Here is a 14590-nt window from a genome sequence, read left to right on the forward strand (position 1 = left end):
CCGCTTACCCTACAAGCAAGAAAGTGTTTATGGGACGGGTTTTCTTTCGGTGATTACGAGGAAATCCGCCAATTTCCAATCTTCTTCCTGAAAACTTTTGCCTTCTTCAGAAGGAAAAATACTGACAGTCAAAACATTCAAGCCCATCTGTTTCAGCCGATACGTCAGTCCTAAACTTCTATCAGAATGAAATCTTCCGTTCACATGTACAATTTTTCTTTTTAACAAAAAGTAAGCCTCTGCGATCGAGTCAGCCATAGAAGCGTCCCAAACATATTGAGCATCTATAAACTTTTGTTTATCCGGAGAAAAACCTGTAGGCGCATGTTCTGCAATCATTGCAGAGAGAAGATCTTCGTATTCTTTTTGCCTGAATAAATTATAAGTGTATCGAGGTGGTAGAAAAGGAGATCTAATTCTATACAAAGACTCCAAACCTTGATGAGATACAAGATTCACATACTTTCTAGGAGCATTAGCTGCAAGCACTGGAAGATTTTTTTCTTTCGCAAAAGAAACCATTGGATGATAATCCGTTTGGTAATTCGGCCAGAATTTTCCCGAATTCAAAAAACCTCTTTCGGTGATTTCTCCCTTACAATACTCATCCACCGATCTTTGCTGATCCTTTTCTAACATCTCCAAAGAAAGAAGAGTAGAATATACGGAACTTATCTTTTTGAATGCCTCCAACTTCCAAGCATGCCCGACCTTATCGTTATGCTCTTCTCCAAATATGATCACGTCGACATCCTTCGCCTTTTCAAGGATAGAAGAAAGGTCCACCTTGGATTTACTTTTTGAATCGTAAATTTCAGGATTAAAAGTTTGGGAGAATAAGAAAGAAGGGAAAAGAAGAAGGAAACAGAAAATACGAACCGACATGAAACTAGTTTGGAAATCGAAAGAAAAAAGAAAAGAACTTAAATAGGCATTACAATGTTGTAAATCGATCGACAAAGATACAAGAGATTAGATCTTTCTACCTGCTTTTACAGAGGTGAAAATGAATACGGAAACAGTAATTATCAACACAGCTCATGGAGAGATGCAAACATTCGTGGCTTATCCGGATTCTTCTCCTTCTCCTTGTATTTTAGTATTACAAGAGGCATTCGGAGTGAACGATCATATCAAAGACGTAACAATCCGATTTGCTAAAGAAGGCTATCTCGCTGTCGCTCCCGAACTTTATTATAGAACTGCTCCTCCAGGATTTTCCGGAAGTTACGAAGACTTTATGGGATTAAAACCTCATTTCAGCCAATTAACTCCTGAAAATTTGCAATCGGATCTGAATGCTGCTCTAGATTGGATCAAATCGAATCCAAAAAGTATCCCGGATAGAATTGCAAGCATCGGTTATTGTTTAGGTGGATGGGTTTCCTTTTTAGCGAATTCACTTTATACTTTCAAAGCCGCAGTTTCGTATTACGGATCTAGGATCGTCCAGACTTCGGAAGAATATTCCCCAAAACAAAATGCACCCTTACTGTTGGTTTGGGCCGGAAAAGACAGAAGTGTGAAACAGACACATATCGCTGCGATCTCCGAATTGTTAAAGAGTTCAGGAAAAAATTTTGTAGAGTTGGTTTTTTCTGAGGCGGAGCACGGGTTCTTCTGCGATGCAAGAGCGGCGTATCATAAACCTTCTGCCGCTCAAGCTTGGGCAATCACATTAGCTTTTTTGAAAGAACATGTTTAGGAACTTCTACATTGTTAAAACTGCAATGTTGGAATTCCTACATCACAGTTGCACCGTTGTTAGAGCTCCAACAGTGCATACAATAAGATTCCTCTATAAGTGCATCCCCTATTTCAGAACCTTCTCAATTTCATCCGTGACTTCTTTGCTATCCGGTTCTGTGCCCGAACGAAATCTCGCCACAATCTTGCCTGCAGGAGAAATCAGGAATTTTTCAAAATTCCATTTTACATCTCCAGGGTCAGGAGAGCTGGAAGTGAGATAAGTATAGAGAGGATGTTGGTCTTCTCCCTTCACTGAAATTTTAGACATCATATCGAAGGTTGCGCCCTTTTTCACTCTGCAAAATTGTTCTATCTCTGCATCGCTACCAGGTTCTTGTGAGAGAAAATTATTCGCAGGAAAACCTACGATCTCAAAGCCCTTCCCCTTATATTTTTTGTATACCTTCTCCAAATTTTCATATTGGTAGGTATACCCACATTTAGAGGCTACGTTTACGATGAGTAAGGTTTTACCTTTGTATTTGGAAAGTGCCACATCCTTTCCTTTGATATCCTTTACAGTAAAATCATACACAGCCTTAGGAGCGGCGAATAGAGAAGAGGAAACAATCAATAAGGAAAGTAAGATCAAAACGGATTTGAAAGCCATAGTGGAATCATATACGAATCCCGGAAACAGGTCCATCCGTTTCCGGGATATTCTTTCGGTCTTACACCGGTTTTTTAAAAGAAGATCGTTTTATTGCAAAACGAACTCTTTGGAAGTTCCGGTGAATTTTTTGTAAGTCCAGAAAATTCCCCAGAATTGTTTCGCCAAACCGTTGTATACGACCCTGTAAGTTCCGGCTTGCTGACTACGTATCAACCAAGTGATCGTAACCTCGGATGTAGCAGAAAGATCTCCGCCTGTTCTTGCCCAATCATAAGCGGTATACGGGTTATTATCGTTAGCTACAGTCGTCCAAGAACTTCCATTCTTCTTTTGGATTTCCAAATATGTGTAAGTATTCGGATCATAATAAGAAGAAAGAGATCCATCCAATTTTTTGTCCTGAACCACTCTTGGATGTGAACCCTGGAATTTGACCGTCACGCTATCCTTAGTTCTGTTATAGGAAGAATTGGCATCCGTCAGGACTTTTCCGAAATCTCCTCCATCATTCACTATACCGTTTTGGGATAACCAAGTTTGCACAAACTGCTGGTTGGAAAGATCCGGCGGATTCGGTCCTGCAGTTGTCGAACGATTTGCTACTATATCCTTTGCGATCCGATCGAATTCTTGGATCAATGCTGCATTTGCCCAAGGGCCATAAGCGGTAAATCCACCTTCGAAATTCTGAGCGGAATATTCTTCTCGAGTAGTTAGGTATTGTGCATAAGCATTTGCCATCGCTCCTACCACTACGTTGGAGATTCCTGCCGAAGCAAAAGTAGTCGTTAACTTTGCTTTCAACCTTCTTCCTGCATTTGTAGTTACTTCAAAAGGAGAAGCCACAATCGCTGTATTGCCTATCGTAATCACTTGTAATGGAAGAACTACCGGAACAAAAGGTACTTGTGGATTCGGGAACCAGAAATTATCAACTTCTCCTACCGGAAGAAGTGTGAATTTTTCCTTATCGCAAGCCTCATACTTTGTGGAACCCAATGCCAATTGAGCAAGTGGCCAAAGATATCCTAAAATTTGAGCGGCGCCGCTTAAGTTGGTTAAAGAATAATTCTTCTTAACCCAGGCCCCGTTCTCGAAAACGAAATCGTTTCGGATCTCACCTTCTTTTGCAAATTCTACAGGTGCACCTTCTTCATCCCCTGCCAGGAATCCACCACCAATTGTTGCCACGCAGGTCGTATTTCCAGTGCCCGTATCCCAAGGCATGGAGAAGGTTCCGATATAGGAAGGATCTACAGCAACTTTATTATTCCAAACTACGTGAGAATGCCTATATCCGACATTTCCAGTAAGTACGGTGGTAGCCGCATTATATAATTCTAATGCTTTACCTCCTTGTTTGGTTCCATGAACGATAGGGTTTTCTAAAGCATCCAGACTTGGATCTATATCGTTCGGTCTCAAGAAAGGTTTTGTAATATCGGTAGGATCGGGAGTATTCGGACTCACGTCTCCCATAGGTCCCTGAGGGAATGCGGCCACAAAATTTCCGCCAAATGTGTTTTCTACCAGATAAGAAGCGTAACCCTTATTATCTCCATGTGCCCTACGATTTGTAATTCCTAAAGAAGTTCCATGAACGGCGAACCAGTTTAGCAACCCGATCGGAGAACCATCCGTACCTTCAAAACGAAGCAAACTCATTGTCTCGTTTATATTTGTAGGATAATTTGCTTTATCCAAGTTCCAAGAATAAGCAGCCGAAGATCTATTATTCGCAAGATTGGAGAGATTTCCCGCAACAAATTTGATCCTTGCTTCTTTTCTGTTATTATAAGCAGTCTTGATGGCGTCCGTGATTCCGTTCACTACGATATTATAATGAACCTTATCAAAACCAATCACTCCATTGAATAGATTGAATAAAGTATACCAAGAAATATTGGAAGGAGCAGAATGTGTATGAGTCGCGAATAAAAGAATATTATCATTATTAAACGCGGATCCATAGCCGTCAGCCTGTAACTTTTTAACAACCCCCATCTTCACACTTTGGTACATATGGATCATATCGTTTGTAACGATAACCACTCGTGCACCACCAGGACGTTCTATTACGAATGCTCTGGAATAAAGTCTCATCGCCAAGCCTGACATCTGGTCACCAGGACTATTATATCCGGTGCTAGATTGCACAAAAGGTCCAGTAATATCAGCCTTTGCAGCGCCCACCAAAAACACATCTGCAGCAGTAGATGTAGGTAAAGCGAGACTATTCAGAATTGGATTAGAACCGGATTCCGTAACTCCATTAGAAGAAACGGCTAGTTCTAGTAATTTATCGTCGTTTGACTTCTGATCACAACCGCTTAGGACGAGGATCAGAGCCAATGCCAAGGTTAAAAATTTCGTATGTTTGTTTTTCATTTACCTTGCCTCCACAGTTCATGAAGTGGGGTAACCGAAATTTAAGGAAGGTCAAACGATTTTTAAAAAAGATGTAAGTAAGCGCTTACGTTCGAAAAAAGTATTATAAGTTTTGAATTTATTTCGAACGAAGCGTATCAATCTTTCAAGAGTTTTATAATTAAAATATAAGTGATCGGTACACTCATGTAAGTGAAGCTGCGAATTTGGCTGCTGTATAAAAAAAATTTTTATTTCTTAGCAATAAACCAATCGAAACTGAAACTAGCTACATTAGCTTGAGTTTCATCAAAAAGTTCCACTCCAACAGTAAGTCCCGCTCTTCCCTTTTTTTCTAGTTGGGCCATAAACGTCGCCCATTCCTGCTCATCAATAACTCCCTTGGAGACCACTCTTCCCTGAGCAGGTTTTTTGTATTTTACTTCGGATTTGCGCACTACCGGAATAATTTCAAAAGGAAGAGAAGCCACTCTGGAAAGTAAATATTCTCCACCACTTCCTTCTGCGAGAGCAAATAACGCAGCAGCGTGTCCGGAGCCCACATGGTTTTTATAGATCGGTTTATCTTCCATGACTAAGAGAGCATCCTCTCCCTGTTTAGGCCTGGAAAGTTGGATATGCACATTGAACGGTATGGATAAAACGTCGAATTTCTCTGTCATATGCATAGTTAGAAATTTCGTTCGTTTTATATCAAATCGAAAAGAAAGCGAATTCCGGATTTATTCTGAGATTCGTTTGTAAAACGAACTTTTGAATTACTCCATATCCAGCATTTTCATTTGGTATTGTAACTTCCCCCTGGATATTTTCAAAAGCCTGGCGGCTTCCGATTTGTTCCCTTTACATTTTTGTAATGCTGTTTCTATCAATCTTCTGGAATACATAGAAACCAAAGGCTCGAAACCGGCAGCATAAGATCCGTTCGCGATAGGAATTTCCCCAATTTCTTCTCTTTGCGAATTTTTCAGTTCTAATAACTCGGGAGGAAGATCCGAAATTTTGATATGATCTCCTTTCAAATCTGCAAGTGTACGAATGATACAGTTTTCCAATTCTCGTATATTTCCGGACCAAGGAAATTCCAAAAATAGATCCATAACTTCTTCGCTTATATTCGGTTTGTCCATTTCCATTTGTTTGGAATAATGTTCTACGAATCGATTCGTAAGAAACGGAATATCGGATCTTCTTTCTCTCAAAGGTGGGATCCCTATCTCGAACACATTTATCCTGTAATACAAATCCTCTCTAAAGGTTCCCTTTGCGACCATCGATCTAAGGTTTCTGTGAGTGGCAAATATTGCCCTACATTCTGCTTTAAGTTCGGAACGACCACCCACTTGTTTGTATTTGCGTTCTTGCAATAATCTTAATATTTTAGGCTGTATCTCGATGGGCATCTCGCCCACTTCATCGAAAAATATGGTCCCACCATTTGCCTCAGCAACGAGTCCCGCATAATCCGACTTTGCATCTGTAAATGCTCCTCTTACATAACCGAAAATCTGGCTTTCCCATAGATTCGCCGGAACTGCTGCACAGTTAATGGGAACAAACGGGCTATCTTTTCCTCTTCCTAATTCATGAAGAAGTCCTGCAATGATTTCTTTTCCTGTGCCTGTTTCCCCTGTGATCAAGACGGGTTGTTCTCTTCCGGAAATTCTTTCTACTCTATCTACTACAGCCTGCATACTTCTGGAGGCATATATTAAGGTTTTATTAGATAAGATCCTTTCTTGAGGGACAGCATCATAGATAGAATCCCTTTCCAAAATGGTTCTTTCTAGATTGGAAGTGTATTGTTGGAGTTCCTGCCTAGCTTCTCGAATGGACCGAACCATCGCGTTGAATGCGTGTGTCAAGAGTCCGATCTCATCCTTGTTTCGGACCTCTACTTCGACGGAAAGTTCTCCTCCTTCTACCCTATCCAAACCTTTTAATAAAGCAAATAAAGGATTTAAGATGGAGATCTTCATAAAGATCAGAAAACCCAAAATCAGTACACAAAGACCTACAAATAATCGGATCGCCCAATCCAGAACATAGGCGTGGACAAAATTTCTATAAGAAGAATATTCCAGTCCCATCTCCGTATTATTAATAAAATTTTGATATACGAGCAGAGGTTTTCCGGAAGAGGTTAAAATGAACGAACGAACTCCGAGAACTGCTGCGCTCAGATCCGATTTGGAAGTATTTTCCCCAATCTTAGAAAGAAAAACAGAGTCCTTAGGAGGAGAAGATAGTTTTGCATTTTGTAATACGTTTGTTTGGATACTATCGTATTCGTTCTCTATCGCTTTACTTAATCCACCCGACATCACTTGGGTCACAGATAAGGCCATTGCAAGAACTATAGTTAAGATCCTGACGGTGAGAGAAGTTCTATGCCCTCCATAACTCACGAAAAATATATGAAACACAAAAAATCCGAAGATCACAGAGATTGCTAATGCGTTTACAAAAACTTCTGCGCTTACTTGACCGAGCCTGAACAATGTAAGATAGATCGTGGGTATTAAAAAATTCAGGAAGAAGGAGCCTAAGATCCCTGCAAGTGCAATCCTTTTCTGATCCTTGTTCCTTAAGATCTGAACAATTGCTATGACGATTACACTTAGAACTAAAAATAAGGAAATGATCGCGACAACTCTTCCTGGAAATGTAGCAGTTAGATCCCAATATTGTCCGTTAAATCTAAAAGTTTTGACCGAGTCCTTCGTCTCCCATACGAACCAAAGAGAGATAAACGCGGCGATCCCTAATTGGATCTTAAAAAGATAAGAAGAAACTTTAGGAAAAATAACGGAGGGGAATTTTAGAAAAAATCTTTGGAAAAAAACAGCGGCGAACAACGCTGCAGAAACTGAAATCCATCTATGCAATGCTCCTCTTGGATCTGTTTCGATGGAGGCATATACGCATGCAGAATATAAAAAGACCAAACATAAAAAGGAGAGCATCAACTCCCTGATCCCTGAGATCTTATTTTTTACGCTCAGGCAATAGACTACGCCCAAAATACATAGTAGCACTGCGATTAAAAAGGAAAGGGTCAGGAATTGGAGATACATGAAATAAAAGCGGAGTTTAAAAAGACCATTCCGAAACGGAAGGTCAAGCGACATTTCGATTTTCTTGGATCAAGTTCCGAAACGCCGCTTAAGTGATAGTTCTAACGTTTTCCTTTCTTATTGAAATATTCTTCTAATCTTTCCTTCACATTCTCTCTGATATCCGAATAGAAGAGTCCATAATCCGAAATATGATAATTTTTCTTATTACCTCTTCTGGATTCATAGTTCGGATTAGAAGGTAAATCCACCCAAAGCATTTCTCCTTCACATTTTGTTCTAACATAAGCTTTATCCAACTCAGAGAATTGTATGCCCACTCCGCCCTTATGTTCTTCTTTAGGAGTTTCGGGACTGTTCGGAGTCCAGTTCACCGGATTCACACAAATGCCTCCTACATATCTTTCCGGAGGAAGTGCAAAGTCGGAAAGTTGTGACCCCCATTTTTTGGAATTCCAACTGATATAACATCCTAGATCTTTGGAGTTCTTACAAACTTTCAAATTATGAAACTCGGAAGAATGTATTGCCCAACCAGGAAGATATGCTGCTACAAAGTTCGAGACCTTCTTCTTATCCAAATATTCTTTTAATACGTGAACTAGCATCATCGAACCTTGGCTATGACCTGCGATAAAAAACGGTCTTCCTTGGTTATAATTTTTTAGATAATGATCGAATGCTGAGAGCACGTCTTTTTTTGCAATCTCGAATGCCTTCTCTCCATTTCCGGAATCATCTATAAAAGAATATAAGGCAGCTTGTCTGTATCTAGGCGCGTAAACTTTTGCAGACTCATTAAAAACGGAAGCTTGCATTTTTAAAGGAGAAAGTCCGTAAACGATGAGACTACTTCCAATCTCAGCATTCCATCCTTCTGCCTTAATAAACGTGGTAGGATGAACAAAGAATACATCCGCCTTCGCCACATTCTGCCCGTCCTTCCAACCAGCGATGGCAGGAACCTCATCCGGATCATCCTTCAATTCAGGAAGCGCTGCCCAGGATTCTTTTTTAGAATAATCAGGAGAATTCGGAACCTTCTCCTGGGTAAAAGGACCGGAAGGTTTGATCAAATACAGAAAGATCGAAGTGCAGTTTGAAAATAAAAATCCCCAAAACAGCAAAGAAGAATATAAGAAAAGTCTCATGCGTTAGAAATCCTCCTCTTTCCCTCTGATTTTTTCGGGAAAGATATCAAAGGATACAAAGCAATATCCGTGCCGAGTGAAGAAGGTACGAACCCTGAAGATTCTCCGCATATAACAGCGATTCGACTAGTTTGCGGAATAGAAATCGATTGAAATCAATCAATTGTCTATTTTCGGCGATTGAAAATGATCATTCGAATTTTCTTAAAATAACGATTCAGCGAATACTTTCAAAATTTTGAATCCATTTTGTAGAACATACGCTATGCAAAACATTTTTTTCGTTAGGCACAGCTCTTGCTTTAGGAAGCATACCGGCCCGAATGAATTCGGTCCGGGGAGGAAAAAAAATGCTGAAGAGAATCACGATGTTAATGCCTCTACTGATCGGCGCTCTGTTATTTGCAGGAGCCGGAGAAGTGGACGCTGCTCGTTGTAAAACAACCGGTCTATTGATCAAGACGACCAGTTGCTCTTACTCTACAAAAAAAATCGAAGCTAGGCCAGGGATATTTAGGGATGTAAGATACCAAGTACCCGAAGGAACTGCTCCTGCTGGAGGATGGCCTGTGGTAGTAATGTACCAAGGATCCTTCTTTACGGTACAATTCTCTCGTACCCAAGGAGAACCGTTTGGAGGGTACTACGAAGTAAAAGTCATTGAGAAGATGTTGGATAATGGATTTGCAGTGATCGCTCCGGACGCGGGCTTGGATCTTTTCTGGGAAACCAATTTACCTACGATCTACGAACTGACAGCGGATTATATTTTCTTAAATAATCTGTTTGCTGCAATCCGTAATGGAAGTTTCGGTCCAATCAATGCGAATAAAAAATTCGCAACCGGTATTTCCAGCGGAGGATACAACACAAGCCGTATGGCAGTATCGTTCCCGGGAGAATTCAAAGCATTGGCTATACAGTCCGGTTCTTATGCTACATGTAGCGGACCGATCTGCATCGTTCCAACACTTCCTTCCAATCATCCGCCCACGTTTTTTATGCACGGATTCTTGGATGCTGTAGTCCCTTGGTGGACCATGGATTTGTATTATGACAAACTCAGATCCCAAGGAATTCCTACGGATAGATATACGGATTACCTTGCAGGACATGAATGGGTATCCGCATCCGCAGGCAAAATATATTCTTGGTTTAACCAATACCGTTAAGTAAATTCCAATTCGAATCCGGTGTTCCCCGCCGGATTCTCTTTTTAGGAAGAACCTATGAGATCCTTATCCAAATTCCGAATTTTAATCTTCTCAATTCCTTTTATAATAGTAATATTTTATTTTTATTTTTTACCTTCGGAATCTGATCCGGAAATCCTTACCACTTCGAAAACCTGGACAGAAACAGAAGAGTATCTTAACTTTACCGAAACTTCTAACGAATCTATTCTTTCAGAAGAAACTTCCGAATCAGATCTTGATAAAAATTTTACGAACTCTTTCGTACTAATCTCGCTAGTAGACTTTCCTTTTTTATCCAAAACAAGAGAGATTTTTGAAAATTTAGGAGAGAATATTTTCAGTCCCAGTCCAGACCAATCTGAAAAAGCGAAATCATTTTATGAAAAACTTGAATATCTGGAAAACAAAAGATCTTTTACAGGCCTAAATACTTTCGAAGAAGAAGAATATATTCTTTTGCAGTTGAGAAAAAAAAAGGATCTACGAGAGATCCTGAACAAAACATTCGAAAAGCTTAAAGAAGAACTTTCTGAGACCCGGAGAAAAGAATTCAGAACGGAACTGGAATCTTTGGATCGATCTATTTCCGAACTTTCTAGAAAGAACGGAAAATATTAGTCTTATTTACGCATTAGGTCGATCCTTTCCATCGACCTTTTTTAATTTCTATTTTCCTATCCGATATACGCCTATTTAGAATGTAGTAGTGAATACTGGCCCGATTGCCCAAGATCTGTTAAAACTGAATAAGATCTCCGGTTCTGCATACGAATAGTTTGCCATGATTCCCATATTCGGATGTAAGAATACCATGAAGGTTGCAGAAATGTTCCACGCTGCTTGGGTAAAGTTCCTTCTTGCATTGATAGTAAGGCTTATGAACTTTTTATAATCCATAAAGAAAACGATTCCTGCACTTCTTGCCTGTCTGGAAACTTGGGTCATGGAATCTACTGTGCTCACGGAACCGACTCCTTGGTAATACCAAGCATCCAGCATACCGTTCGGATCCGCAGGATATCCATTCACATTATTCTGTACAGTTCCCGCAGTAGTTCTTACGTTAATATGATATTCGTTACCCGCATATTGGAAGTATGGAGTAATATACCAGCTTTGGATCGGCAACTTAATACGAAGACCGGCCTTACCAACATTGGAACTATATCCATCGTCTGCATCTATGGTAGGGAAGGATTCATAAAGTCCATTACCTACAGTAGTCCCAATAACGTTACGCGCCTTATAATAAGCTCCGAAAGCAGCATATCCTACGCCTACCATTGGTTGGACATAACGACTTATATTCATATAATAGTCTAAGTTGGTAGAATAAACATTTCCTCCCGCATTTCCTTCCGCAGTATTCACTCCTATCGGAGGATTTCTAAGAGGAGCGAAATTCACATCCACTCTCGCATAGGTGGCTTGAAAAACCAGAGAATCGCTTAGAACCATGAACTGTAGTCCTTTCTGAGGACCAATACCTTCCACACCTAAATCCATAGCTCCATTTTGAGTAAGGCCGCTCGTTCTACCTAATGAAGGAATTTCTCTCTGGCCGGAGCTTGGATTTGTATATGTAAACGGAAGTTTCGTTTGTAATTGTAAATCGAATTGTCCGGCAAAGGCCCCGAGTAAAATTCTCCATTTGTCTTTTGGCTGTTCCGCAGCTTCTTTTTCGTCTGCAGAGATTGGTAAGACCATAAGTGGAAGAAATAGTGAAAGAACAAATATCTTCGCTAACCTTCCTTTCCATCCGTATCGCATTAATATTCTCCTCGTTTTTTATAGGAGTCTCCAAAATTCATTCTGAAGTTTTCTGGAGACTAATCTCCTTAAGCAGTTTTCGTGCCAGACAGAAATTTATAAAACTTCCCCGAGAAACATGCATAAAACAAAGAGATCGAGCATTTCAACAAGTGACTGATTAAAATCGATCGACCGTTCTTTGTCGTACTGATTGAAAACAATCGATATTATAGGTTTCAAAACGATCGGAATAAATTGATTACGAAATCGGTGCAGAATACGAGGTATCATCAAAAATAAAAATCCAAACTAGGATTGGCACACTTCCTGCTAAAAGTCTTCGGGGGCTTTATGAGCTTACAGCTGACTTTTTTTTCTTTTGGATCTTTGATCGTTTGTATATTTACCGCGGTGCTGGGAAGTTTTTTAGCCGCAATCCGAAACAGATCTAAATCCAGTTTTTATTTGGCTGGAGCATTTTTTCTATTATCAATCCACGCGTTTGCATTCGTGATCGCATATAGTATAGACTCTCCAGCAGCAGCTTATCATAGATGGCTAATTTTGGCCGTTATCCCTGCATTTTCTTGTATGGGGCAGTTCTTTTTCTTCTATCCGAATCCGTTAAAAGAAAAATTTGCATTTCGTTTTCTAAGCTTTCAATTATTCGTTTGGATTACCTTTTCTGCATATTATATTTTCTGTACATTTCAAAAAGAACCTATATTTGATTTTTCAGAACAGATCTGGACCTTTTCACTTCCTTTAGAGAACAAAATACTAAGTGTTTTGGTATTAATTTATTCTTTTTTAATGATATTCACGGGGATATGGAGAAGTTGGACTGCTTCCAAAGAATCCAATCGTTTTACGGGACTATTCGTCTTTTTCTTCTCCCTTCTCATCTTTCCCCCGGTGATCGCGAACAGCATGAGTCGCGCAGGATTGATCTCCAGAACCGACTTCTTGACGATTTATACTTTCTTCATGATCCCTGGAAGTTTTGTGATCCTGGTGCTTTATATCAATACCACTTCAGACCAAACTCGCTTTTTGAACAGGATCACTGGAATTTGTTTGGGCACATTCTTACTCATTTTGTATTGGATAGGACTCGCTTCTGTTTCTAGACAAGAAGATACATTCGATCTGAGTAAGTTGAGAGAGGCCGAGAATTCGATTTTTATAAAGAAGAATGTCCCTAGAGCAGATTCGGTATCGCATGTTGGAATTCCAACAAATCAGAATTTAAACTCCACCGCAGGCGTAGAAGTTTCTACAAACAGAGACTCCAGCAAAAGATTCCCGAGGCAATCTTCCGGATATTATGACTCAGTTTTTCCTTCGGAAGCGGAACGATATTTTATAGAAGGTACCGAAGAAAAACAAAGATCCGTATTATATAAATTTTTTCTCGAGAACCCGGATCGAAAATACGAAGCAACATTTCCATACGAAGAATATAGGAATTTTCTTCATCGAATGATCAGGCCTTACTTCGCAGTTTTATTCATCACTGTATTTGTAGTACTTTTTGGATTCAGGCTCTTTTTTAGAGGAGCGATCTGGAATCCTCTAAAAAATTTATTAATAGGAATTGGTAAAGTAAACCAAGGCGATTTGAATACAAAAATCCAAGTTCGAATCCAAGACGAGATCGGTTTTCTTACCGATTCATTCAACGGAATGGTAAGCTCCATTCGAGAAGCGAGAACTGCTCTTTCCGTATATGCGGATACATTAGAAGATCAAGTAAAGGACAGAACTTCCAGGCTAACACAATTATTGGAACAACAACAGGGAGATTATTTTTTAACGTCCCTTCTTCTAAAACCTTTCGGAATAGAAACAATCCGGAATGGAAGTGTCTTTGTAGAATCTTTCACCCGCCAGAAAAAACAATTCGTATTCAAAGAACAAAGCCACGAGATCGGTGGTGATCTTTGTATGTCGACCAGCCTTAAAATCGGAGGAACAAATTGTACAGTGTTCATGAATGCGGATGCAATGGGAAAATCCATCCAAGGTGCAGGAGGTGCAATCGTTCTAGGTTCCGTTTTCGGTTCCATCTTAAATAGAACAAGGTTATTCGAAGATAAAACGATAGAGTTTACTCCTCAACGTTGGTTACGTTCCGCTTTTTTAGAACTTTCTAAAGTGTTTGAAATTTTCGAAGGAAGTATGTTGGTTACTGCCGTTATAGGTGTGATAGAAGAATCCACTGGTAAAACCTATTTAGTAAACGCAGAACATCCTTCTCCCATCTTATACAGAAATGGAAAAGCAAGTCTGATACCGACCAAACATTTTTTCAGTCGGATCGGATTGCCATTCGATCCATCTACAACCTTCACAGTCCAATCCTTTCAACTTAAACCAGGCGATTGTTTGTTCTTAGGCTCTGACGGTAAAGACGATCTGATCGTAGGCATCCGTGAAGATGGAAGCAAAGAGATCAACGAAAACCAAGAAGCTTTTTTATCTAGAATAGAAGAAGCGCAAGGAGATCTACATAAGATCTACCAGGACATGGAGGAATATCTTACGGACGATATTTCTTTTTTAAAAATAGAATACTCTCTTTCTAGAGTGTCGATCAGAACGAACGGACAACCTACAAGACTCGTATCAAAAGAAACGAATTAAAAAACAATAAGGAGAAAA

At 39.8% G+C, this 14590-nt stretch carries 11 protein-coding genes; 4 read left to right on the forward strand and 7 right to left on the reverse strand.

Annotation, left to right across the window (positions count from 1 at the left end):
- Positions 1-27: 27 nt before the first annotated feature.
- Positions 28-885, reverse strand: a complete 858-nt coding sequence (locus CH365_RS07995; protein ID WP_100768275.1) for a ChaN family lipoprotein — start codon at positions 883-885, stop codon at positions 28-30.
- A gap of 121 nt (positions 886-1006) precedes the next feature.
- Between CH365_RS07995 and CH365_RS08000 the strand changes: the two genes are divergently transcribed.
- Positions 1007-1705 (forward strand): dienelactone hydrolase family protein, encoded by a 699-nt coding sequence (locus CH365_RS08000; protein WP_100768058.1) that lies wholly within the window; start codon positions 1007-1009, stop codon positions 1703-1705.
- 108 nt (positions 1706-1813) lie between these two features.
- Here the strand turns inward: CH365_RS08000 and CH365_RS08005 are convergent, their stop codons facing one another.
- The 5 genes from CH365_RS08005 to CH365_RS08025 form a co-directional block, all read right to left on the reverse strand.
- Positions 1814-2359 (reverse strand): glutathione peroxidase, encoded by a 546-nt coding sequence (locus tag CH365_RS08005; RefSeq protein ID WP_100768276.1) that lies wholly within the window; start codon positions 2357-2359, stop codon positions 1814-1816.
- 90 nt (positions 2360-2449) lie between these two features.
- Positions 2450-4750: a neutral/alkaline non-lysosomal ceramidase N-terminal domain-containing protein gene (locus tag CH365_RS08010; protein WP_100768059.1), complete on the reverse strand. Its 2301-nt coding sequence runs from the start codon at positions 4748-4750 to the stop codon at positions 2450-2452.
- Between the two features lie 230 nt (positions 4751-4980).
- Entirely contained in the window at positions 4981-5412 is a 432-nt protein-coding gene (locus CH365_RS08015; RefSeq protein WP_100768060.1) for a YiiD C-terminal domain-containing protein, read from the reverse strand.
- Positions 5413-5508: 96 nt separating this feature from the next.
- The gene (locus tag CH365_RS08020) at positions 5509-7881 is read right to left on the reverse strand and encodes a sigma 54-interacting transcriptional regulator (RefSeq protein ID WP_244283048.1); all 2373 of its coding nucleotides are present in this window, start codon (positions 7879-7881) and stop codon (positions 5509-5511) included.
- Positions 7882-7928: 47 nt separating this feature from the next.
- Complete coding sequence (locus CH365_RS08025; protein ID WP_100768062.1) at positions 7929-8978, reverse strand: DUF3089 domain-containing protein; 1050 nt, start codon at positions 8976-8978, stop codon at positions 7929-7931.
- Positions 8979-9328: 350 nt separating this feature from the next.
- On the opposite strand from CH365_RS08025, the gene CH365_RS08030 reads away from it, so the two are divergent.
- Together CH365_RS08030 and CH365_RS08035 are read left to right on the forward strand one after the other, a co-directional pair.
- Complete coding sequence (locus tag CH365_RS08030; protein WP_100768277.1) at positions 9329-10150, forward strand: extracellular medium-chain-length polyhydroxyalkanoate depolymerase; 822 nt, start codon at positions 9329-9331, stop codon at positions 10148-10150.
- Between the two features lie 57 nt (positions 10151-10207).
- Positions 10208-10792 carry an OmpH family outer membrane protein gene (locus tag CH365_RS08035; protein ID WP_100768063.1) on the forward strand — a complete coding sequence of 195 codons (585 nt, stop codon included), beginning with the start codon at positions 10208-10210 and terminating at the stop codon, positions 10790-10792.
- Positions 10793-10867: 75 nt separating this feature from the next.
- On the opposite strand, the gene CH365_RS08040 is transcribed toward CH365_RS08035, so the two are convergent.
- The gene (locus tag CH365_RS08040; protein WP_100768064.1) at positions 10868-11944 is read right to left on the reverse strand and encodes a hypothetical protein; all 1077 of its coding nucleotides are present in this window, start codon (positions 11942-11944) and stop codon (positions 10868-10870) included.
- Between the two features lie 333 nt (positions 11945-12277).
- On the opposite strand from CH365_RS08040, the gene CH365_RS08045 reads away from it, so the two are divergent.
- On the forward strand, positions 12278-14572 hold the full coding sequence (locus CH365_RS08045) for a SpoIIE family protein phosphatase (protein ID WP_100768065.1): 2295 nt from the start codon (positions 12278-12280) through the stop codon (positions 14570-14572).
- Positions 14573-14590: the final 18 nt, after the last annotated feature.

The organism is Leptospira neocaledonica (assembly GCF_002812205.1).
Taxonomy (GTDB): domain Bacteria; phylum Spirochaetota; class Leptospiria; order Leptospirales; family Leptospiraceae; genus Leptospira_B; species Leptospira_B neocaledonica.